The 21,828-nt window shown below is 71.4% G+C and carries 24 protein-coding genes; 7 read left to right on the plus strand and 17 right to left on the minus strand.

The window, feature by feature from the left end; translation table 11 throughout:
* Window positions 1-546 precede the first annotated feature (546 nt).
* Both FVE25_RS50515 and FVE25_RS50520 read right to left on the minus strand, forming a co-directional pair.
* Window positions 547-1,200 carry a TMEM175 family protein gene (locus tag FVE25_RS50515; protein WP_157254553.1) on the minus strand — a complete coding sequence of 218 codons (654 nt, stop codon included), beginning with the start codon at window positions 1,198-1,200 and terminating at the stop codon, window positions 547-549.
* On the minus strand, window positions 1,197-1,373 hold the full coding sequence (locus FVE25_RS50520) for a hypothetical protein (protein WP_157254554.1): 177 nt from the start codon (window positions 1,371-1,373) through the stop codon (window positions 1,197-1,199). The genes FVE25_RS50515 and FVE25_RS50520 overlap by 4 nt, the downstream gene beginning before the upstream one ends.
* 57 nt (window positions 1,374-1,430) lie before the next feature.
* On the opposite strand from FVE25_RS50520, the gene FVE25_RS50525 reads away from it, so the two are divergent.
* A complete protein-coding gene (locus FVE25_RS50525) occupies window positions 1,431-1,916 on the plus strand; it encodes a MarR family winged helix-turn-helix transcriptional regulator (protein WP_219826010.1) in 486 nt (161 codons plus the stop codon).
* 170 nt (window positions 1,917-2,086) lie between these two features.
* On the opposite strand, the gene FVE25_RS50530 is transcribed toward FVE25_RS50525, so the two are convergent.
* The 6 genes from FVE25_RS50530 to FVE25_RS50555 form a co-directional block, all read right to left on the minus strand.
* Window positions 2,087-2,440, minus strand: coding sequence for a hypothetical protein (locus FVE25_RS50530; RefSeq protein WP_157254555.1), 354 nt, complete (start codon window positions 2,438-2,440; stop codon window positions 2,087-2,089).
* Between the two features lie 24 nt (window positions 2,441-2,464).
* Window positions 2,465-2,869, minus strand: a complete 405-nt coding sequence (locus FVE25_RS50535; protein WP_157254556.1) for a hypothetical protein — start codon at window positions 2,867-2,869, stop codon at window positions 2,465-2,467.
* A 167-nt stretch (window positions 2,870-3,036) separates the two neighbouring features.
* Window positions 3,037-3,762: an AfsR/SARP family transcriptional regulator gene (locus tag FVE25_RS50540; protein WP_181019974.1), complete on the minus strand. Its 726-nt coding sequence runs from the start codon at window positions 3,760-3,762 to the stop codon at window positions 3,037-3,039.
* Between the two features lie 538 nt (window positions 3,763-4,300).
* The gene (locus FVE25_RS50545) at window positions 4,301-7,135 is read right to left on the minus strand and encodes an AfsR/SARP family transcriptional regulator (protein ID WP_219826011.1); all 2,835 of its coding nucleotides are present in this window, start codon (window positions 7,133-7,135) and stop codon (window positions 4,301-4,303) included.
* Window positions 7,136-7,347: 212 nt separating this feature from the next.
* Entirely contained in the window at window positions 7,348-8,205 is an 858-nt protein-coding gene (locus FVE25_RS50550) for a phosphotransferase (RefSeq protein WP_157254559.1), read from the minus strand.
* A 348-nt stretch (window positions 8,206-8,553) separates the two neighbouring features.
* Entirely contained in the window at window positions 8,554-9,717 is a 1,164-nt protein-coding gene (locus tag FVE25_RS50555; RefSeq protein ID WP_157254560.1) for an NAD(P)/FAD-dependent oxidoreductase, read from the minus strand.
* 77 nt (window positions 9,718-9,794) lie between these two features.
* On the opposite strand from FVE25_RS50555, the gene FVE25_RS50560 reads away from it, so the two are divergent.
* The 6 genes from FVE25_RS50560 (at window position 9,795) to FVE25_RS50585 (ending at window position 14,097) form a co-directional block, all read left to right on the plus strand.
* Window positions 9,795-10,367 carry a TetR/AcrR family transcriptional regulator gene (locus FVE25_RS50560; RefSeq protein WP_157254561.1) on the plus strand — a complete coding sequence of 191 codons (573 nt, stop codon included), beginning with the start codon at window positions 9,795-9,797 and terminating at the stop codon, window positions 10,365-10,367.
* A 12-nt stretch (window positions 10,368-10,379) separates the two neighbouring features.
* Entirely contained in the window at window positions 10,380-10,931 is a 552-nt protein-coding gene (locus FVE25_RS50565) for a pyridoxamine 5'-phosphate oxidase family protein (RefSeq protein ID WP_157254562.1), read from the plus strand.
* Window positions 10,931-11,260, plus strand: coding sequence for a 2Fe-2S iron-sulfur cluster-binding protein (locus FVE25_RS50570; protein WP_157254638.1), 330 nt, complete (start codon window positions 10,931-10,933; stop codon window positions 11,258-11,260). The genes FVE25_RS50565 and FVE25_RS50570 overlap by 1 nt, the downstream gene beginning before the upstream one ends.
* A 220-nt stretch (window positions 11,261-11,480) precedes the next feature.
* Entirely contained in the window at window positions 11,481-11,843 is a 363-nt protein-coding gene (locus FVE25_RS50575) for a nuclear transport factor 2 family protein (RefSeq protein ID WP_246268736.1), read from the plus strand.
* Between the two features lie 533 nt (window positions 11,844-12,376).
* Window positions 12,377-13,147 carry a 3-oxoacyl-ACP reductase FabG gene (gene fabG, locus FVE25_RS50580; protein WP_157254563.1) on the plus strand — a complete coding sequence of 257 codons (771 nt, stop codon included), beginning with the start codon at window positions 12,377-12,379 and terminating at the stop codon, window positions 13,145-13,147.
* 14 nt (window positions 13,148-13,161) lie between these two features.
* The gene (locus tag FVE25_RS50585) at window positions 13,162-14,097 is read left to right on the plus strand and encodes an aromatase/cyclase (protein WP_157254564.1); all 936 of its coding nucleotides are present in this window, start codon (window positions 13,162-13,164) and stop codon (window positions 14,095-14,097) included.
* Here the strand turns inward: FVE25_RS50585 and FVE25_RS50590 are convergent.
* From FVE25_RS50590 to FVE25_RS50625, 9 genes are all read right to left on the minus strand, one after another.
* Entirely contained in the window at window positions 14,054-14,854 is an 801-nt protein-coding gene (locus FVE25_RS50590) for an AfsR/SARP family transcriptional regulator (RefSeq protein ID WP_157254566.1), read from the minus strand. The two genes, FVE25_RS50585 and FVE25_RS50590, sit on opposite strands and share 44 nt — an antisense overlap.
* 465 nt (window positions 14,855-15,319) lie before the next feature.
* On the minus strand, window positions 15,320-15,697 hold the full coding sequence (locus FVE25_RS57285; RefSeq protein WP_181019975.1) for an EboA domain-containing protein: 378 nt from the start codon (window positions 15,695-15,697) through the stop codon (window positions 15,320-15,322).
* Window positions 15,694-15,825, minus strand: a complete 132-nt coding sequence (locus FVE25_RS56730; RefSeq protein WP_281367990.1) for a hypothetical protein — start codon at window positions 15,823-15,825, stop codon at window positions 15,694-15,696. Before FVE25_RS56730 ends, FVE25_RS57285 begins: the two co-directional genes overlap by 4 nt.
* A 366-nt stretch (window positions 15,826-16,191) precedes the next feature.
* Window positions 16,192-16,326 (minus strand): hypothetical protein, encoded by a 135-nt coding sequence (locus FVE25_RS56735; protein WP_281367992.1) that lies wholly within the window; start codon window positions 16,324-16,326, stop codon window positions 16,192-16,194.
* Window positions 16,327-16,701: 375 nt separating this feature from the next.
* Window positions 16,702-18,045 (minus strand): acetyl-CoA carboxylase biotin carboxylase subunit, encoded by a 1,344-nt coding sequence (gene accC / locus FVE25_RS50605; protein WP_157254567.1) that lies wholly within the window; start codon window positions 18,043-18,045, stop codon window positions 16,702-16,704.
* A 2-nt stretch (window positions 18,046-18,047) separates the two neighbouring features.
* Window positions 18,048-18,599, minus strand: a complete 552-nt coding sequence (locus FVE25_RS50610) for an acetyl-CoA carboxylase biotin carboxyl carrier protein (protein ID WP_157254568.1) — start codon at window positions 18,597-18,599, stop codon at window positions 18,048-18,050.
* Window positions 18,596-20,278 (minus strand): acetyl-CoA carboxylase carboxyl transferase subunit alpha, encoded by a 1,683-nt coding sequence (gene accA, locus FVE25_RS50615; protein ID WP_157254569.1) that lies wholly within the window; start codon window positions 20,276-20,278, stop codon window positions 18,596-18,598. Before accA ends, FVE25_RS50610 begins: the two co-directional genes overlap by 4 nt.
* Window positions 20,275-20,532, minus strand: a complete 258-nt coding sequence (locus FVE25_RS50620) for an acyl carrier protein (RefSeq protein WP_157254570.1) — start codon at window positions 20,530-20,532, stop codon at window positions 20,275-20,277. The genes accA and FVE25_RS50620 overlap by 4 nt, the downstream gene beginning before the upstream one ends.
* Window positions 20,533-20,584: 52 nt before the next feature.
* A complete protein-coding gene (locus tag FVE25_RS50625; protein WP_157254640.1) occupies window positions 20,585-21,823 on the minus strand; it encodes a ketosynthase chain-length factor in 1,239 nt (412 codons plus the stop codon).
* Window positions 21,824-21,828: the final 5 nt, after the last annotated feature.

The raw sequence follows: 21,828 nt of genomic DNA on the forward strand, positions 1-21,828 counted from the left end.
TGCAATTCGAGGAGCGGGTTTGATAGGTGTGGCCGATGAGAAAACCGACCGGGCAGTTCGCGTAGGACCGTGTCCCGTAGTTTTTCCAGGGCCCGTAGGCGGTTTGACGGACGGGCCCGGTCCCGCAGGTGATCTGGACTCTGTGCTGCGAGAGGATAACGAACGGCGTGCACAGCGCATACGCTGAGCTTCGGTTCACGGCGGTTGAGCTGCACGTAGCCGCAGCGGCGGCCGAAGCGGATTGGGTAATGCCCGTAAGCAGGGCACTCACGGGTAAGGAAGCCACGAGAACACGGCTTACTATCCTCATCATGGACGGTTCCCCTTTCGGATCCAGCTCCTGGACATGCATCCAATGAATCGCGCGACCTGCCATCAGACCAGCGGTCCCGCCGGACGGGACAGTCCCGGACACGACATCGTGCTCATAACCTCAGCCCTGCAGCATCGCGATCGGGTCGGCATGAGCAGGCGAACCTCTTCTTGAGGCGCGCGCTGGGCACCTGCTGGGGCATTGCCTTACCCGGTCCGGCCGGGCGATCCCGATCAGTCGCCGGAGGCGTATGTGCGCTGGATGCCGCGGGCGGCGGCGAGCACGATCGGCGCGGCGAGCCAGCACAAGTACGCGCCGGTGCTCGTGGTCACGAACGAGATGGGAACGGACACCCCGAAAACTGCGGCCAGGCAGATGCTGCGCAGCAGGCTCTGGGCGAACACCCGGGGCGGGACCTCCGTGCGGTACAGGTGACGGCGTCGGATCTCCCAGATGATCAGCGCGAACGACGCGGACGCCAGGACCTGCACGATCGCGTACAGACTGAACCGGGGCGGGAAGGCGCCTTCGGCGGTGATCACCCGGGTCGCGAACGGCATCAGGACCTGCATGAACAGCCAGGCCAGGGTGAGGGTGGTCAGGCGGCCACCCAACGAGCGGACATACCGGAAGATCTCGTGGTGGGCGCGCCAGTGGGCGGAGATCACCACGAAGCTGAGTGCGAAGGCCAGGTATTCGTTGCCGTGGGCCCGCACCGAGCTCAGCATGGCGCCGGTGGTGTCGCCGGCGGGAACGGGCAGATCCAGCGCCAGCAAGGTGAGTGCGATCGCGATCACAGCGTCAACGAACATGGTGAGCCGTTCGGCGGCGACCGCTCGCGTCTGGCCGATCTCGGCGTCGGGGTTGTGGGCGGCCTGAGTCGTCATGGTGAGGACAGCTCCCGAAGTGTCACAGGGCGGTTTTCGCGGCCGCCCGTCGCCGGGATCGCATGGCCAGGATGATCATGACCGCCGGGATCAGCAGGTCGCGCGCCGATGGCCGGCACCAGGGTCCAGCCCAGCGGGAAGGCTGACTGGGCGATGGAGGAGAGGTTGTCCATGACTTTCAGTCTTACCTGATTAATATTAACCAAGCAACAATGGGGTAGGCTGGTGCCGTGGATGACGGACTCGCAGATCTGCTGCACCGCGTGGTCATGCTGCTGGGCGAGGCGGCCCGGCGGCGCGCCGATGACTCCGAGGCTCTGACCTACAGCCAGATACGGCTTCTGGGGACGTTGGAGGACATCGAGCCGGTCACGCAGCATCGGCTCGCGCAGGCGCTGTCGGTGTCCGACCCGGCCATCAGCCGGGCGCTACGGCCGCTCGAAGCGGATGGCCTGGTGCAGATCACCATCGACCCCGAACACGCGCGCAGGCGGCTGGTCCGCCTCACCGTGGAAGGCCGGAAAGCCTTCCACGCGGCCGGAAAGCCGCTCTACGACGAGCTACGCGCCGGGCTCGTCGCGGCCGGCTTCCCCTACGAACGCTACCTCGAGGACACCCTTCGGCTGGCCGAGCTCCTCGCATCCGACCGAGAACACCGCGACGAGCGGCGAAAGGGTCCTGACCGCGAGCGCACAACGGTGACCGGGCCGGGGTAATGCCTGGGCACGGGTGCACACCGGCGATCAGAACCCTCGGCATCAGCTCGACGCGCTACCTCACCGTCACGAACCCCGCCGCCTATGGGCGATCGGGACAAGGATGTGTGCTGCACCCGCCGAAGGTGTACGGCCTTGCGAAGACCTGCGCAAGTCCTCGCCCTCCAGCGTCAGTATCCGCGCACCCACAACTCGTGGGTGCGCCATTCGCCGGGGCCGGCGACGGTGGTCCAGCAGGTGAAACCGCGCCATGCTCCGCCGTGGACACCGTCCCATCCCTCGGCAATGCATTGACCGCAGGAGTCGGTGCCGACGAACGCGCGGATGCGAACGAATCCGCTCCTCGGCGGCGTCGCCGTACAACCAAGGCGGTTGACGGTTACGGTGCTCGCGGGGCGAGACGATGAGTCCAGAGCTGATGCGTTTTCCCGCGCCTGCGCCGGCACCGCGGCGGCGCCCAGTCCGGCGAGCGTGAGCATGGCCATTGCCAGGATCCGGAAGCCGGCCAAGCGTGTTGTGCGCATGGGTTCCTCCCTCACTGTGTGGGTTTAGCGAACGTCTTTGCAGGCCAGCCCGACCGACGCTCCCGTCGGCGGCTGCCGCAGGTCCCAGCCCTCCGCGCAGGCTTTGCCGGCGCCTCGTCCGAGCAGGGTGATGGACGGGTTGGGTTCAATGTCGGAGTAACGATTGACGCCGGGCCCCCAGATATGGACGTGGCCGAAGAATCCGTGTCCGCTGCCGGTGATGTAGTACTTGGAGGCATTACCCGTCAGCGTGACGCAGGTCTTGAAGTTGCATCCGTGAGCGTCCTTCAGGGCCGCCTTTTCATCGGCGACAACACGGATACACACCTCGCCGCCGCAGGTGTATTCCGCGGCGGCGGCCGGCGGGCTGATCGGCGCCATCGTGGCGGCGGTGATCCCGCCCGCGAGTACCATTGCGGCTATGTTCATCGCGTCCCCTCCTTGTGTCGCGGCCGCGCCGGCCGACTGAGACCAGCGCACCCCCTGTGTATCGGGCGCCGCATTCACCATGGATTCACAACGCATTCGACGCGATGTGTGTCCGTGACCGACGCCCGGCCTGTAACGCTGAGGGACACCTTGCGCGGCCACGGGTCTTACTCTCGGAGCAGGCCGAGATGGATCCGGCGGAGTTCGGGGCCAGGCTCTACGCCGAGTTCGTCGGCCAGGCGCCGACGCAGGTGCGCGTAGCAGGCGAGTGCTTCGGCACGCCGGCCGTACTGGGCCAGCAGGAGGAGGAAGCGGGCCTGCAGCGGCTCGCGCAGCGGATGACGCTCCGCCAGCTCCGCCACACGCGCCATCATGTCCCAGGAATCTGCGGCACGGTCACCGGCCAAGGCGAGGTCGATCCATCGCTCGACCGCGGCCAGGTATGCCTCATGCAAGTACGCCGCCACCGGCCCGCGCAGCCATGCAGAGGGGATCCCTTCCAGCGGCGGGCCGCGCCATAACGCCAAAGCCGCCTCCAGCAGCGCCGACTCCCTCGACCTGTCCTGTGCGCTCGCCGCCGTGGCGAGCAACTGCCGGAACCGCATCGTGTCCACCCGGGCCAGATCGATGTCGAGCTGATAGCCGCCGGGCACGGTGCGGATAACCGCCGAACCGAGCACGCGGCGCAGCCTGGTGACATAGGTCTGCACATCGCGCCGCACGTTCACTGGGAGATCCTCCCCCCACAAAGCGCGGGCCAGCCGTTCCACCGGTACCGGCTCGCCCGGCCATACGGCCAGCGCGGCCAGCAGTGTGCGCTGCCGACCGGAGGTCACCTCGACCGCGGTGCTGTCCCGCCGCACCTGAAGCGGCCCCAGAATCGCGACGTGCACCTTTCCCCCGTGCATACCGGCTACGGTCCCGCACCAGCCCGGCCGGCACATCCGCCCACCGGCTAGCCGGCCTGTGGATCCCCTGGCGTACCCCAGCGTCTGCGAGCAAGGGAGCAGCGGGATTCCGCGGTAGTCGGTCATACGCCAGCCGGCTTACCGGAGCCAGATATCTCACCTGAAGCACTTACCGGTCCGGCCTGCCATGGAGATCGGCTGCCGGTCAATGAAACCCGCGCTCCGCTTGGATCACTCGTTGGATGCGGGCGTGGGGGGTTGGCGCCGATGCCGGCCGCTCAATCGTCGCCGATGTTCCTGTCATGCGGCCCTCCTCGGCTGGCCCACGTTGAACGTTCGGCCTCCCATGCGGAGTTCCGGTGACGGAGTCGTCCCCATGACGCCTCGGTGCAGAGCCGGCCTGCAGGGCGCGCTCGGCTGGGGCTGGTGTCCTCCGCGATCGGTATCGGCCTGGCGTGTGGTTCGCTCGCCTCCTGCTGCTCCCGCCGACCTGGCTGACGGCCGGCCCGCCTTGGAAACAGGGCTAGGCGTTCAGCTTCGTCAGGAGGGCACGGACGTCGGCCGCCTCGGATAGCGAGAGCCGCTCGAAGATGGACAGGGCCTCCGCCAGGCAGGCTTGGGAGCGGCCCGGCTGCCCCAGGTCCCACAGCGCCTGACCCAGCACGGTCAGCGCCATGCCCTGCCCCCACTCGTCGCCCGACTCCACGAGCATCGTCAGCGCCTCTTCCGCGCGCTCCAGTGCCCGCTCGGCCATCCCCGCCGCCAGGTACGCCTCCCCCGCCCGGAAAAGCGCGCTTCCCTGCCAGCCGCGCATCTTCATCCGCGCATACTCGGTGACCGCCGTCTCCAGCTTGAGCACCGCCTCTTCCGGCCGCCCCGCCTCGCACAACACGATGCCGTACTGGTAGGTGGCGTCGGCGTCGTACTGTCCGTCCCTGAGGTCGAGCATGATCCGCTCAGCCTCGCCGGCGGCTTCGAGCGCCTCGTCGTGACGGCCCACGGCGGACAGAGCGCGGGCCAGATTGCCGAGCCCGGTGGCGAGGTAGGCCAGGTCGCCGATCGATCGCGAGGTCTCGACCGCCTGCAGGTAGCAGGCCACCGCGGTGGACCTCTCACGTCGTTCATTCGCGCAAAGCGCCAACAGGTTGAGCGCTTTCGCGTAGGTTGCCAGGTCGCCGTGCTCGAAGCTGAGGTCGCGGCCGGCCATGCCGTCGGCCGCGGCGGCGTCATGGCGGTTCCGGTCCACCCGGGTGAGGCCGCGCGTGACCCGGGCGCGAGCGAGCTGAACCTGGTCGCCGCGTTCCTCTGCCGCGCCGACGAGCAGATCGCCGATCCGTTCGATGCGGGCTGAGTCGGAGTCGAAGCCGAGGATGTCGATGCCCATGTCGAGCAGGACCACGGCCTGGTGCAGGTCGCACCCGGGGGTGCGGGCGGCCTGCTCGATGCAGCCGAGCAGGCCCTGTTCTTCCTCGTTGATCCAGTCGATGGCGGCGGTGGCGTCGGCGAAGGGCATTCCCGCCGAACGGGCGGCCGCCAGTGCCGGACGCCGGTCGCCGGGAGTGATCAGTCCCATCGCCGCGCCCGTCGAGGCCAGGTAGAAGTCGAGCAGCCGGTCGAGGGCGGCCCGCCGTACCTCTGGATCGTCACAGCGGGAACGGGCGTAGATCTTCAGCAGGTCGTGGAAGCGGTAGCGGCCGGGCGAGGGTGACTGGAGCATGCTGACGTCGACCAGCCCCTCGCAGATGTCCTCTGCGTCGTGCTCGGGCAGGTCGAGGAGCGCCGCGGCGGCCGCGAGCGGCAGATCCCCTCCATCCGGTACGGCCAGCAGCCGAAAGGCCCGCGCGTGGGTGTCGTCGAGCTGTTCGTATCCCAGTGTGAACGTGGCCTCGATCGCCAGGTCGCCCGCGCGCAGCTCGGCCAGCCTGCGCCGCTCGTCGGAGAGGCGGTCGCGCATGCCGGCCACGCTCCAGTTGGGCCGGGCGGCGAGTCTGGCGGCGGCGATCCTGATGGCCAGCGGCAGGAAGCCGCAGGCGGCGACCAGGTCCATGGCGGCGGGCCGCTCGGCCGCCACACGCGCTTCCCCGGCGATCCTGCCCAGCAGACGCAGCGCCTCGACGGGGCCGAGCACCTCCAGGTCCATCTGGCGGGCGCCGATGAGGTCGGTCAGCCTGGCCCGGCTGGTGACGATCACACCGCAGAGTGACGAGCCCGGCATCAGCGGCCGGACCTGTCCGGCGTCCGAGGCGTTGTCGAGCACGACCAGCACCCGCCGGTCGGCGAGCACTGAGCGGTAGAGCGCGGCCCGCTCGGCGAGGTCTTCCGGCGCCTCGTCCAGGCCGAGCGCGCGCAGGAACGAGCCGAGCACCGTTGCGGGTTCCAGCGGCTCGGCTCCCCATCCGCGCAGGTCCACGAAGAGCTGCCCGTCGGGGTAGGAGCCGGCGAGCTGGTGGGCGACGTGCACGGCCAGCGTGGTCTTGCCGACGCCGCCTGCCCCGGCGACCGCCGTGACGACCAGGGCGGAGGTCTCGCCGGAGCGCAGCGCGGTCACCATCTCCTCGATCTCGCGCTCGCGGCCGGTGAAGTCGGCCGAGTCGGCGGGTAGCTGCCGTGGCGCGTGCGTGACCGGCGCGTGGACGGAGCCGGGGCGGGCAGGGGCGCGGCCGAGCTCGGGGTCGGCGCTGATGATGCGCTGGTACAGCTCGGACAACTCCGGCGAGGGGTCCACGCCGAGTTCGCCGGCCAGCAGCCTGCGGGTGTCGGTGTAGACGCCGATCGCCTCGGCCTGCCGTCCGGCTCGATACAGCGCCAGCATGAGCAGGCCGCGCAGGCGCTCCCTGGTTGGATGTTCCGCGCACAGGGCGTTCAGCTCGCTGACGGCCTCGGCGTGCCTGCCTTCGTCGAGGTCGGCGTCGAGGCGGTGTTCGAGCGCGGCGAGCCGTTGCTCGCTCAGGCGGGCGCGCTGGGACTCGGCGAACAGTCCGGAGAGCCCTGCCAGCGGCTCGCCCTGCCACAGGGCCAGCGCCTCGGCGTAGCGGCCTTCGCCGTACAACTCGTGAAGCTCGGCGAGGTCGCTCGCACCGGCCCGCAGCGCGTAGCCGTCGCCGATGGACCGCAGCGCGTCCGTGCCGAGCACCGCGCGCAGCCGCGAGACGTAGGTGCGCAAGACCTGGGGCGCGGTACGCGGCCGCGTCTGGCCCCACACCGCGTCCATGACCTGCTCGCCGCTCACGGCCCTGCCCCCTGCTAGGAGAAGTACGGCCAGCACCAGGCGCTGTTGCGGTGAGCCGAGCTCCAGTTCCTGCCCGCCGCGCCAGGCCCGCACGGGGCCGAGCAACGAAAAACGCAGGTCTTCGGCCATGCCCATCCTTTTCCGGTCAATCCACAGCAGAGGCGATCACTCTACCCAGCTGAACAGCTCGGAAGAGTGATGAGCAGCGCGGCCAGCCGCTCGGATCGGCGGCGGGTAGCCCAGCATGAACGCCGACGACATGGGCGCCTCGGTGTGGCCGGAACCCTTCTCGTGCAGGAGCCGGTCGGCGAACTCGGTTTCGCGGGCCGCTTCTTGGCAATCTATGGGGCGGTCAAGGCCGCTTCGATCTCCGCGCCGTTGCGCTCCAACCACGCCTCTCGCCGCTTGATCTGATCGCCGACGCCCTCCTGCCACATCCGCGCCCAGCCCCCGCCCTGCACCTCGGCGATCTGCTTCATCGAGAACCACGCCCGCCTTGACCGCAGCACGGCCACCTCGACGAGCCGGCAACGATCCGTATCCGACATCCCGTAGGCGTCGGCGAGGATCCGGCAGCGGCGCGGCGCATCGACGTCCCGCAGCAGCGGATCGGCGTCGACGGGATCACCCAGCGGAGCCCAATAGAGCATCGCGTTGCACACCTCGTCGACCCTGGAGACCGGCTTGGCCATATCGAAGTCGATGAGCGCGGCCGCCTCGCCGTCCCGGAACACGATGTTGTCAGGCGTGAAGTCCATGTGCCCGACCAGCTCGGTCGGATAGGACGGTGCGGGCGGCATGTCCGGCGGCTCGCCGAGCTCGCCGAGCCCCGCGAAAGGCCGGACCCCCTCGGGAAGGACGAAACCGGCGGCCGCGTCGTCGTAGGCCCGGACGAGGCGGCCGACCGAAGCCAGCCGCGCCTCCTCGGCGATCCACGCGGGCCTCGGCCGTCCGGCGACCTCGCCGGCGACGAACGTCAGCACTTCACGCCCGGCCGCGTCCATACCGAGGAACCTGGGGGCACCCGCGAACCCCACCTCCTCCAGGTGGCGAAGCAAGGCATGGACGAGCGGAGCGTTGAAGCCGACCGGACGTCGCACTGTGTCGCCGACGCGTACGACCCCCTCGGTGACGTCACCGCCGACCAGCGCGATCTCGGGCTGGGATTCAGCAGGTTCGACGTAGGTGGCGGAGCTCATGGTGATTACCCCTCATTCGTTTCGGCAGGTGGAGGTGCCGGCGTACACCCCGGATGTGCACCCTTGCTTGGACTCGTTGGGGGCGTGCCGTCCAGAGCCTCTGCTCGAACGGCTGCAAACGCCCAGGCGGGAATGCTCGTAGGCGAGGTCTGCCGGACCTGCCCTACCGTCCTCGGCACGTGACCCACCCTGTCAGGATGACGGCTCGTTGCCGAGCGCACACCAATTGAAGGGCTCACATGCCGTCGTAGCCGTATTCTGACGCGATACAGGGTGCGGCCACGGCGACCACCGTGGCCGCTGTGACACCGATAAGAGTTCGCGAAACGAAGGCACATTACCAATAGGTCAGCGCCCAGGTAGAGCTGCTCTCCTGAACTCTGGCTGACATTCGGTCAGCCGGACGTGCTCACCGATCAGCCGCTTCCCCTCGGCGAACTCCCGCGCCGCGTTGACCGTCTCGACGGCCCGCACGATCCTGTCGCGCAGATGGAGGACGGCAAGCGCGTCGCCGTCCGCGCGGGTGACGATCTGGGTGCCGCCGGGCAACCCCGCCGTCCGGACCTTGAGCTCGTGCTGGTCCGACCAGAACCAGGGCACCTCGCCGGGCCGCTCCGGCAGCCCGCACAGGTCGGCCGCCACGGCGCGGGCCTGTTCCAGGGCGCTGGGCACGCTCTCCAGCCGCAACGCCTCGCCGTACCCCGTCACCGGCCTGCGCGTCACGTCACCGAGCGCGTGCACGGCCGGATCGCCTGTACGGCCCCGCCGGTCGACGAGGATGCCGTCCTCGCACCCCAGCCCGGCGGCGGCCGCCAGCTCGGCGCGGGGCGCCACTCCGGCTGCCACGAGCACCGCGTCGCAGCGCACGGGAGGGCGCCCGGCCAGTTCCACCCGCCCGGGCGGCAGGCCGATCACGCGGGCGCCGGTGAGGACGGTGATGCCCGCGGCCACGTGCCGTACGCGCAGGTGCTCGGCCAGCGCCTCGCCGGCGACCCGGGGCAGCAACCGGCGCTCCGCCTCGATCACCGTGACGTGGCAGCCAAGCCCCTGCGCGCGGGCGGCGACCTCCAGGCCGAGGTAGCCGCCGCCCACGACGGCCAGCCGCAGGCCGGGCCGCAGCCGCTGGCCGAGGAGCCGGGCGTCGGCCAGGCTGCGCAGCTCCAGGACCTGGCCGAGTTCCTCGCCCGGGAGGCGGAGTCGCCGGGGCCGGGCGCCGGTGGCGAGGATCAGATTCCGGTACGGCAGGCGGGCGCCGCCGGCCAGCCGCAGCTCACGGCCAGACCGGTCGATCCGCACGACTCGGGCACCGAGGACCACCTCGATGGCGTGCCGCCGGTAGAAGGCGTCGGGCCGGAGGGGCACGCACCGGCCGGTCTTGGACAGGGGCGGGCGTTCGTAGGGCGGCTCCGCCTCCTCCCCCAGCAGCGTGATGGAGCCGTCGAAGCCCGCGGCGCGCAGCTCGGCGGCGACCGCCACCCCGGCATGTCCAGTTCCGATCACCACGACCGACATATACGAGACAGTATCGTATCGATACTGACTTTCAAGTCTGGAAATATGGCTATCGATACGGTACAGTCTCGTTCAGCATGAACAGTACGCGAGGCGAGGCCCGGACGAGGGACATCCTGGAAGCGGTGCTCGAACTGCTCGACGAGGTGGGCTACGAGCACCTGACCATCGACGCCCTCGCCGCCCGGATGGGCGCGAGCAAGATGACGATCTACCGGCGCTGGCGTGACAAGCGGGAGTTGGTCGCGCAGGCGCTCGCCTCACGCGCCGCCGACCACCCCGAGCTGCCCGCCGACGCTCCGAGCCTCCGCGACGACCTGCTGGCGCTGGTAAAGCTGGTCGCCGTGATCGTGTCGGCGGAAAGCGTGCGGGGCTTCGCCAGCCTGGTGGCCGCCGCCCAGCGCGACCCGGTCATCGCCGAGGCGATGCGGGGCGGGGCGCTGGCGCGCCGTCGTGCCGACTGCCGCGACGTCATCCAGCGGGCGATCGGCCGCGGCGAGCTGCGCGATCCCGGCCTGGCCGCGGTGCTGTTCGAGCTGATCTTCGGCCACTACCTGGTCAAACACCTGATCGAGGGCGACGCGGGCGACGATCATGAGCGGTTCGTCGACACGGTGCTGTTGCCCGTCCTGCTGTCCGGACGACCGTAGAGGAGGCCCGGGATGGGCTGGAGCGAGCCGACCGTCGACGAGGTCGAGAAAGCGATCGTGGAACTGCTGGAGCAGGAGAGCGTGGGCGCGCTGGCGACGGTGTCGCCCACGGGTGCCCCGCTGGCCGCGGCGATGCACTTCGCCGCCGACGGGCTCAAGGTCTACCTGCACACCTACACCTACACCCGCAAGTACGCGGCCGTCCTGGCCGATCCCCGTGTCAGCTACACCCTGTCGTACCTGCCGCCCGACGGCTTCGCCGGGCGGCTGCTCACCCGCGGCGTCCAGGTGTCGGGCACCGCCACGGTGGTCACCGGGCAGGACGAGATCGAGCACGCCATCGAGCTCAGCCACCAGCAGTTCGACTGGCTGAAGGAGACCTCCATCTACGACAACTTCCGGCGGGCCGGCGTGGCGCACCGGCAGGTCTTCATCCGCGTGGACCCGGTGGAAGCGCTCTGGACCGACAACCGCGTCCGCATGTTGTGGCGCAAGATCGTGAAGTTCACCGCCGACGGGACGCATGTGGCCTCGCTCGAACCGTACGAGAACGCGGCGGCGTGATGACCCCCGAGGTCGAGGTGACGTTCATCGGACACGACGGCACCCGGCAGACCGGCCGGGTGCCGGAGGGCGAATCCCTCATGCGGGCGGCCCTGCTGCTCGACGTCCCGGGCATCCTGGCCGAGTGCGGCGGCATGTGCGCCTGCGCCACCTGCCACTGCTACATCGAGGACGGCTGGACCGAGCGGCTGGAGCCTCGCTCGGACATGGAGGAGGGCATGCTGCTGGCGGCTCTCGACACCACGCGGGCCAGCCGGCTGAGCTGCCAGGTCACCCTCACGCGGGAGTTGGCGGGGCTGGTGGTGCGAGTCCCGCCGCGCCAAGCCTGAGAGGGCGTCGTCAATCCTCGACCGTCGCGCATCGCAGAAGACGCGAACTCGCGACGGTCTGATTTTCCGGCCGCCGCGCACCACGTCGACGGCCTGCCGGGGAGCCTTCTCAACCCGACACCCACTCACCGGCGATCGGAGTCCCCGGATCGGCTTGCGAAGATCAGCCGAGCGTGAACGTCCTGGCGCGGATACGGCGCCGGTTGGGAGGGTGGACCGCATGATGGAGGACTTGCGGGACGCCGAGCGCCGGCTCCAGGCCGCGCAGCTCGCTGGAGACGTCGAGGCGCTGGATCGGCTGCTGGATGACCGGCTGATCTTTACCTTCGGCGCGAACGTTGCGACCAAGGCGGACGACCTGGAGCTGCACCGCACCCGGACGCAGGTGCTGACGAAGGTGGCCGAGGAGGAGCTGACCGTGCTCGCCGATGGGCGCACCGGGGTGACGTGGTTTCTCGGCACCGTCGAAGGGACCCTCTCCGGTGCGCCGTTCGCGGCCAGGATGCGCTACACCCGTACTTGGCTATACGGCGAGACGCACGGCTGGCGAATCATCGCCGTGCACGCCAGCACGACCGATTGACCTAGCCGACACGTTGCCCGACGACCGGCCAGCCGGATGGTCGCCGGCCAGGTTCGACCGCCCCCCGGGGCGGGCCGACGCCGGAAGCCAGGCTATCCCGGCAAGATCAAAGACCGGATCTTGGTATCCCGGCTCCGGCCCATGCACGAAGCCAGAGGGGTCAGAGACACCCTCTGACAGACGCCGGCCGAGCACGCGGGCGGCCTTCCCCGGCCAGGTCCGGTGAGGTGGTGCTGGGTCAGGATGCCCGCCCGCCTGGGCACAGGACCGCGGAAGCCGCGTGCGGCCCTCAGGGCGCTCTCGACCGCCTCCTCGTCGTGACCGTCGACCTGGCGCCCACCCGCTTCAGGCCGAGGTCCTCGGGGAGGGCCTGCGAGGCAGGCCGGGTCACCGTAAGGCGGTCCCGGTCCCGGTCCCGGTCCCGGTCCCGGTCGTGGCCGGGTCGTGGAGGGGCGGGGTTCTCGATCGGACATCGACCTCGCCTCGAGTCCAGGGGGTCACTCTCGCCGTAGCTTCGACGAGAGGAGAGGACTATGACGGTCGCACTGGTCACCGGCGCCACGAGCGGCATCGGCCTGGCCGTGACCTGGAAGCTGGCGGAGCAGGGGGCGCGCTTGTTCGTCTGCGCCCGCGGCAAGGACAGGGTGGAGGAGCTGGTCGAGCGGCTGCGCGCGGCCGGCCACGAGGCGGACGGCGCCTCCTGTGACGTGCGCTCGGCGCAGGAGATCAGTGCCCTGGTCTCCGCCGTGGCCGCCCGGTTCGGCGGGGTCGACGTGCTGGTCAACAACGCCGGGCGCAGCGGCGGCGGGCCTACGGCCGAGCTGACCGAGGAACTGTGGAACGACGTGATCGAAACCAACCTGACCAGCGTCTTCCTGCTCACCCGGCAGGTGCTCAGGGACGGTGGGATGCTCCAGCGCGGGTGGGGGCGGATCGTCAACATCGCCTCGACCGGCGGCAAGCAGGGAGTGGTGCTGGGGGCGCCCTACTCCGCCTCCAAGCACGGCGTCGTCGGCTTCACCAAGGCGCTCGGGCTGGAGCTGGCCAAGACCGGGGTCACCGTCAACGCGGTCTGCCCGGGCTATGTGGAGACGCCGATGGCCGAGCGGGTGCGCGATGCCTACGCCGGGATCTGGGATATCTCCTCGCAGGAGGTACTCGCCCGCTTCGAGGCGAAGATCCCGCTGGGCAGGTACGTCACCCCGCAGGAGGTGGCCGGCTTGGTCGGTTACCTGACATCGGAGGCGGCGGCGCCGATCACCGCGCAGGCGATCAACGTCTGCGGCGGCCTGGGCAACTACTGACGACGGAGACGACCATGACCACGACGCACACCGCCGAGCACGTCATCGCGATCGAGGCCGAGCCGGGCGAGGTCTACCGGCTCATCGCCGACGTCACCGGCTGGCACCTGCTGTTCGAGCCGACGATCCACGTGGAGCACCTGGGCCGCACCGGCCAGGAGGAGCGCTTCCGCATCTGGGCCACCGCCAACGACGGCGTGCTGAGCTGGACCTCCCGCCGGGAGCTGGATGAGGAGGCCGGGCGCATCCGGTTCTGGCAGGAGGTCTCCCAGCATCCGGTGGAGTCGATGTGGGGCGAGTGGCACTTCGAGCCCGTCGGCGGGGGTACCCGCGTCCGGCTCCTGCACCACTACCGCGTCGCCGGGGACGACCCGGAGGCCGGCACGTGGGTGGAGCAGGCCGTCGACCGCAACAGCACCAAGGAGCTGAACGCGCTGCGCGAGGCGGCCGAGCAGGGCGTGGAGCGCACCAGGCTCGGGCTCACCTTCGAGGACACCCTGCGGATCCAGGCGCCCGCCGATCAGGTCTACGACTTCCTCTACCGGGCCCAGGACTGGCCGCTGCTGCTGCCGCACGTGGCCACCGTCTCGCTGCGCGAGGAGACCCCCGGCCTGCAGGTGCTGGAGATGGAGACCCTCTCCCCCGACGGCCACCGGCACGCCACCAAGTCGATCCGCGTCTGCTCGCCCAGCGAGTCGATCGTCTACAAGCAGATCCGGGTCCCCGCCCTGCTGACCCTGCACACCGGCCGCTGGACCGTGCGCGAGGAGGAGCCGGGAACGGTGGCGGTCACCTCACAGCACTCCGTCATGGTCGATCCGGCGGCGATCAGCAGGGTGCTCGGCGAGTCGGCGGGCGTGGCGGAGGCCCTGGCCTACGCCCGGCGGGCGCTGAGCACCAACAGCCTCACCACCCTGCGGCACGCGAAGGAGACGCTGGAGCGCCGGTGAGCTCGGGGACCAGCTCCTCGTGGGGCCGGTCCCCGAGCATCCAGGCGTGCAGGCGCCGGATGTCGTCAGAGGGCTCCAGCCCCAGTTCCTCGCGGATGGTCAGGCGCAGTTGGCGATACCACTGCAGCGCGTCGTTGCGCCTGCCCGCCTTGTACAGGGCCAGCATGAGCTTGCCGTGCAGCGACTCGTTGAGCGGATAGCGCGTCGTGAGCCGCTTGAGCTCGCAGACCTGGGCGCCGTAGTCGCCGAGCCGGAGGGCCGCGTCGATGCGGAGCTCCTGCGCGTTCATCCGCACTTCCTCCAGGTGTACGGCTTCCGCCCGCAGCAGCGTGCCCTGAGGCGCCCCGGCCAGCGCGTGCTCGCCGATCCACAGGGCGAGGGCCTGGCCGAGCAGGTTGTGGGCGACCTGCGGCTCCGCGGCCGCCAGCGCGGCCCTGCCCTCCTGGACGAGCCGCTCGAAGCGGAAGGCGTCCACCGCCTGCTCGTCCAGCCGCAGGGCGTAACCGGCCGCGACCCGCACGATCATCTCCTCGGACAGCATCTTGCGCAGGTGGTAGACGTAGGTCTGCAGGGTCGTCATGGAGCTGACGGGCGGGGAGCCCGACCACAGCTCCTCGATGAGCGCCTCGTCCGACAGCGGCCGGTTGGCGGACAGGGCCAGCAGGCTGAGCACCTGCCGCATCTTGGGCGCGGTCGGCGTGCAGTCGGCGCCGTTCCACTCCACGTGGAGGCTTCCGAGCAGGCGAATCTCGATCACCAGGTTCTCCTCAGGCAAAGGTCGGCTCCAGCAGCCACGCCTTGACCTCGGTCACGGCGAGGGCCTCGCGGGCCACATCGGAGCGCGAGCACAGCGGGACCGGCGCGTCCAGCTCGCCCGCGGGCAGCCGGCCATGGCTGCCCGCGCACGTGCGACGGGGTCCAGCGGCACCACGCGCATGGCGTAGCGCAGGCCGAGCCGCTCGCGCGCCAGCGCGATCGCGGCATCAACCTTGACGAGCGGGTTGGTTGGGCTACCCGGTGGTCGGCGACGGCGCGCGAGGTCCACGGGACGGGATACTCCATGCCGGCCTGGGTGTAGACGTCGAGCGCCGCGGCGGCGGCCCGCGGCCTGGAGGAGCCGAAGCGCTGCGGCGTCATCGAGTCGTGGCCGGTCTCCCCCACCGCCACTACCCCGTCCTTGACGAGGTAGCGCGGGAGCACGTCGGCCAGGCGCGGGTCGTGGTCACGGGAATGTGTGGGTCGAAGATGCGCATGCGGCAGTTCCTCCGGGTGGCCGGCAGCTCGGCGATCTCAGGGATGTCCGGGAAGTCCTGGATGATGGACCAGACGTCGTCCGGGACGGGCGGCCCGCGGCGTAGTTGGCGGGCGTCGGCGCCGGCTCCCGGCCGGCCCGCTCGCCCGACCCGGCGACCTGGGCGAGCGGGACCTCGGTGAAAACGCGTGTGAGTACGGCGTGGCGGAAGGCCGGCGGGCTGAGGCGGCGCGCGCCGTACTCACCGAGAGCGGCGGTGATCAGCGTTGTGCCGTGGGTGCGGATCGCCTCCTCGAGCCGCTTGCGCGCCGCGGGCGGAAGGTGGGGGTCCAGATCTCTGCTGATCATGTGGAGGGGTTCCTCTTGCCGGGTAGTCGGGCGGCGGGGAAGGCGACGGCCAGTGCGGCGAGCCGTTCGCCCGCGCGGGCGGTCAGCGCCCCTGAAGCAGCGGGAAGGCCGTGGAGGCCGGTGTCCACCGCGCGCCGTACGTTGCGGGCGGACGGATCTGCGTGGCCTGGAGCTGCGCCCGCAGGCCGGTGCCCGCGTGGACGCCGGCCGGCGGCAGCGCCGCGGCCCTGTGCGCGGGCCGGGCCTCCCGCCGCGGTCGCGGTCACCGCTCCGGTCACCATGAGCGCCGTGCCCGGCACCGCCGTCGGTCTCCTGCCTGCTCAGCGGGGTGACGGCGGCGGTGTGCAGGGGTCGCCCCGGCCCGGACGTTCGAGAAGCCGGTCGGGGCCATCGACGGCGGGCCCGCCAAGGTGGCCTTCAGCGCAAGGTCGCAGGCGCGCACGGCGCCGCGGCCACGCCATAGGCCGCCCCGGCGGGCGCGAGAGCGGCGGCGGTCAACCCCGCAGCCAGGCCCGGGTCACCTCGCCGGACGAGGTGGGCCGCTCCGGGCGCTCGCGGGCGTCCAGTTCCCGGGCCGCGTAGTCGTCGAGCGCCATCCGGGCCCAGCGCAGGCAGGTCGCCGAGGCCATCCGCACCAGCAGGGCCGGACCCTGCCGGGAGGCGGCCCTTGGGTGCCGGGCGGATCACGCCAGCTCGGGGATGAGACCGCTGAGCCGGCGCGGTACGCGACGGCCGGCAGACGAGCCAGGTCGAGGACGAGCGGCGCGGCCGGCGAGGAGCCGCAGCCCAGCCGGGTGAACTGCGTCGTCATCGACCGCCGGGAAACCCTCGAAGGTCAGGTGGTCCCAGCCAGCCGCGTTGTGGCTGTGCACGCCCACTCGACCTGGTAGTTCAGGGTGGCCTTGCTGACCGCCGGCTCCGGGCCCGCCGGGTGCGCGCCGGGCTGAGGAGGTGGGTCAGGCCGAAACCGCCGGTGCCGCAACGGGGGACGTACTGGTGCACGCTCATGTCATCTCCTGCACCAGCGAGGTGGTGTGCGTGGCCGATCGGAACGCCGGCTCGTCGATCACCCGCGCCAGGAAGGACGCGGTGGTCGCCACGCCCGGCCCGGCCACGCGCAGCTCGGCGAGGGCTCGCCGCATCCTGGCCAGCGCCTGCTCCCGGTCGGGCGCCCAGACCAGCAGCTTGGCCAGGAGCGAGTCGTAGGTCGGCGGGATGCGGTAGCCGGGGTAGGCGTGGGTGTCCAGCCGGACGAACGGCCCGCCCGGGGCGGCGAACTCGGTCAGCGTGCCGGGGGCCGGGGCGAAGTCCCGTGCCGGATCCTCGGCGTTGATGCGGGCCTCCAGGCAGGCGCCGCGCAGCACGACGTCCTCCTGCTTGATGGCCAGCGGAAGCCCCCAGGCGACGCGCAGCTGTTCCTGCACCAGGTCCACCCCGGTGACCATCTCGGTGACCGGGTGCTCGACCTGGATGCGGGTGTTGACTTCCATGAAGTAGTAGCCCCCGTCGGGGTCGACGAGGAACTCGAAGGTGCCCGCCCCCACGTAGCCCGCCGCCATCGCCCCGGCGACGGCGCGTTCGCCCATCTCCCTGGCCACGCCCTCGGGCAGGCTCGGCGCGGGGCTCTCCTCCAGCAGCTTCTGGTGCCTTCGCTGCACGGTGCAGTCGCGCTCGCCCAGGTGGATGACGTTGCCGTGGCGGTCGGCCAGGATCTGGATCTCTACGTGCCGCGCCCTGGGCAGGTAGCGCTCGGCGTAGACGCGCGGGTCGCCGAAGAGGGCCTGGGCGGTCGCCCGGGTCTGGCGGTAGGCCCGTGCCAGCTCGTGCTCGCTCCGCACGATCTGCATGCCGCGGCCGCCGCCCCCTGCGGCGGCCTTCAGGATGAGCGGATAGCCGGTCCGCCTGGCCAGCCTCGCCGCCTCCTCGGCGCTGCCGAGCGGCTCCAGGCTCCCGGGCAGGAGAGGCAGGCCGGCCTCGGTCATCAGCGTCCTGGCCGAGACCTTGTCGCCGAGGCGTTCCATCACCTCGGGGGGCGGGCCGATGAAGACGATGCCGTTGTCGTGGCAGACCCGGGCCAGGTCCGGGTCCTCCGACAGGAAGCCGTAGCCGGGGTGGAGGGCGTCGGCGCCGGTGCGCAGTGCCGCCTCGATCACGGCGGGGATGTAGAGATAGCTCCGCCTGGCCGGAGCGGGACCGATGCGGACGGCCTCGTCGGCCATGCGCACCACGGCCGAGTCGCGGTCCACGTCGGAGTAGACCGCCACGACCCCGATTCCCAGCTCACGGCAGGCCCGCGCGACCCGCACCGCGATCTCGCCACGGTTGGCGATCAGTACCCTGTCGAACACGGCTACCCCACCGGTTCCAGGCTGAGCAGCTGCTCGTCGAACTCGACCGGGGCGGCGTCCGGCTTCATGACGCTGACCACCCGGCCGTGGCAGCCGGCTTCCACGGGGATCATCATCTTCATCACCTCGACGATGCCGACCTGCTGCCCGGGCGCCACCTGGTCGCCTTCCGCGACGAAGGGGGCCGCGCCGGGCTCGGGGGCGAGGTAGAAGACGCCGACCGTGGGCGAGCGCACGAACGTCAGCTCCCGCTCGGGTTCCGGCGTCGCCGTCAGGGCGGGCTCCTGCGGCATGGCCGGGGCGCCCGGCGGCGTGGCCGTCGGGGCGAGGGTCTGCGGCGCCGCCGGGGCGGGCGCCGCCACCGTGACCGGCTCCTCCCAGCGCAGTTCGACTGCGACCTCCCCGGCCCGCAGCCGCAGCATGGTCGGCGGCCGGCGCAGCTCGGACAGCAGGAGGGTGGCGCTGGCGCGCACCGACTCCAGGGCCCGCTCACGCTCCTCACCCCGCCCGTCCCGGGCGAACGCCTCCACCAGCGGGTCGGTGTCCGCGCTCATGAGACCAGCACCTCCTCCTGCGCGCCCACCCCGCCGAAGGCCCGATAGCGCCGGTATCGGCGGCGCAGCAGCTCGCCCTCGTCGAGCGAGGCGAGCGCGCGCAGAGCGCCGGCGCACACCATGCGCAGCCGCTCGGCCGCCGCCAGGTGGTCGGCCGCCGCCCCGCCCTCCGGCTCGCGGATCACGCCGTCCACGATTCCCAGCTCCAGCAGCGAGCGCGGGTCCACACGGAGCGCGGCAGCGGCCCTCGGAGCGGCGGCCGGGTCGTTCCAGAGAATGGCCGCGCAGCCCTCCGGGGTGATGACCGAGTAGACGGCGTTCTCCAGGATCAGCACCCGGTCGGCGACGGCCAGGGCCAGGGCGCCGCCGCTGCCGCCCTCGCCGGTGATGACGCAGACGACCGGAACGGAGACGCCGGCCAGCAGCCGCAGGTTCTCGGCGATCGCGACCGCCTGCCCGTTCTCCTCCGCGCTCTTACCCGGGTAGGCGCCCGGCGTGTCCACCAGCGTCAGCACGGGCAGGCCGAGCCGGTCGGCCAGGCGGATGAGCCGGGCGGCTTTGCGGTAGCCCGAGGGGCTGGCCATGCCGAAGTTGCGCCGCGACAGCTCGGCGGCGTCGTGTCCCTTCTGGTGGCCGATCACCACCAGGGGCAGGCCCTCCAGCCGCCCGATGCCGCCCACGATGGCCGGGCAGTCGGCCGCGATGCGGTCTCCGCGCAGCTCGTCGAAGTCGTCCAGCACGAGGTGGAAATAGTCGAGAGCCGTGGGCCGCCGCAGGTCCCTCGCCTGCCGTACGACTTCCCACGGCTCTCGGGCGGGCAGCCGCGCGGCTTCCTCGACCAGCACCTCGCCCGGTGTCGCGGCGGGCGCCTGCGCCGGGCCCGCGGGCGCGGCCGGCCGGGGCCGCCGGGTGCCCGCCGACAGGATCCTGGCCAGCGTCGGCCGAAGCTCGGAGCGCCGCCTGATCATGTCCACCATGCCGTGTTCCAGCAGGAATTCGGCGGTCTGGAAGTCGGCGGGAAGCTGTTCGCGGATGGTCTGCTCGATGACCCGGCGACCGGCGAAACCCAGCCGGGCCCGCGGCTCGCAGACGATCACATCGGTCAGCGTCGCGAAGGAGGCGGCCACCCCGCCGAAGGTGGGATCGGTGACCAGCGAGACGGTCATCAGCCCGGCCTGCTGGAGCGTGCCGAGGACCTGGCTGGTCTTGGCCATCTGCATGAGCGAGACGGGCCCCTCCTGCATCCGCGCGCCGCCCGAGGCCGTGACGATCAGCAGCGGGAGGTGCTCGTGGAGCGCGCGCTCGGCGGTCCTGGTGATCATCTCTCCCACTGCGGCGCCGAGGCTGCCGCCCAGGAAGGCGAAGTCCATGACCGCCACCGCCACGGGCTGGCCCTCGATCCGGCCCCTGGCGCAGAGCACCGCCTCCGTGAGGCCGGTGCGCCGCCGCGCGCGGGCGATCCGGTCGGGGTACGGCAGGCTGTCGACGAAGCCCAGGGGGTCGCGCGTCTCCACGGGGAAGTCGAGCAGCTCGGCATCGGGATCCAGCAGCTGCTCCAGGCGCCGGGAAGCGCTGAGCGGGAAGTGGTGTTCGCACTCCGGGCAGACCTCGAGGTTGCGCTCGATCTTCCTGCCGTACACCAGGTGCCGGCAGCCCGGGCACATGCGCCATTCGCTCATGCGGCTGCTCCTTGGGCTGCGGTTACCAGCTCGACCAGGCGGCGCGGGGTGTCGGCGGCCAGGAAGGTGTCGTCGGCCAGGATCACGGAGAACTCCTTCTCGATCCGGGCGGCCGTCTCCAGCAGCGCCAGCGAGTCGTAGCCCAGGTGGCCGAAGGACACGTCGGCGATGTCGGCCACGGAGGTGATCTCCGCGCTCTCCCCCGCCACCTGGCTCATGATCCGGACGAGATCGTCTTGGGTGAAGGTGGCCATGATCTTCTCCTTGTCGATGGGGTTCAGCCGGGTCCCGTCGGACCGGCGCGGATCAGCCGGGTGCTCGCAGGACCACCGCCGCGTTGAAGCCGCCGTGGCCGCGCGCCAGCACCAGGGCGGTGTCGACGCGCGTGGACCTGGCCTCGGTCACCAGGTCGAGCGCGTACTCCTCGAGCGGCTCGGCGACGTTGACGGTGGGCGGGACGAGGTCGTGCTTGATGCTCAGCAGCGCGGTCGCGAGGTCGAGCGCCGCGCCTCCGGAGTAGAGGCGGCCCGTCATGGTCTTGGGCGCGGTCACCGGTACGCCGCGCGGGCCGAACACCGCCCGCAGCGCCGCCGCCTCGGAGCTGTCCAGTTCGGGCACGCCGGCGGCGTCGGCGAAGACCACGTCCACCTCGCCTGGCCGTACCCCGGCGTCGGTGAGGGCCAGCTCGATCGCGCGGGACAGCCCGGGCGGGCGGCCGGCGCCGGGCTTGGGGTCGAAGGTCGCGGCGTATCCGGCGACCCGCCCGTACGGCCGGCGTCCGGGACGCGGCTCCCGCTCCAGGACGAGGATCGCCCCGCCCTCGCCCGGCACGAACCCGTGAGCCTGGCCGCTGAACGGCAGGAAGGCGGCACCCGGATCCTCGGCTGTGCTCACGTGGCCGGTGGTCAGCTGGGCCACCCACCCCCAGGGGCACAGCGAGCCGTCCACGCCCCCGGTCACGACCAGGGCGGCGCCCTTGCGGAACTGGCGGCGGGCCTGGGCCAGCGCGTCCAGCCCGCCCGCCTGGTCGGTGACCAGGACGCCGCTGGGTCCGCGCAGGTTGTGCCGGATGGAGATCTGGCCGCTGTTGACCGCGTAGAACCAGGCGAAGGACTGGTAGGCGCTGACGTGCTCGGGGCCCTTGCTCCAGAGCTTCTCCAGCTCCCGATGGGCGAACTCGAACCCGCCGGAACCCGCCGCCGTCACCACCCCCAGCTCCAGTTCGTCGAGGGCGGACAGGTCCGCGCCGGAGTCGGCCAGCGCCTCCTGTGCGGCGACGAGCGCCAGGCGGGTCATGTGGTCGGTCTGCGGCACCAGCCTGCTGGGCAGGTGCTCGGCGGGGCGGAAGTCCTTGACCTCCCCGGCCAGCCGGGCCGGGTACTGGGCGGGGTCGAAGCGGGTGATCCGCGCGATGCCCGACCGGCCTTGCACGGTCGCCTCCCAGAACGCCTCCGCGCCGAGCCCGTTGGGCGCCGCCACCCCCAGCCCGGTCACCACCGGGGTTATGGTGCCGGGCCCTGCCCCCGCCGCCGCACCGGCCCTCATCGGCG

The sequence above is a fragment of the Nonomuraea typhae genome (genome assembly GCF_009760925.1).
In the GTDB taxonomy this organism is placed as follows: Bacteria; Actinomycetota; Actinomycetes; order Streptosporangiales; family Streptosporangiaceae; genus Nonomuraea; species Nonomuraea typhae.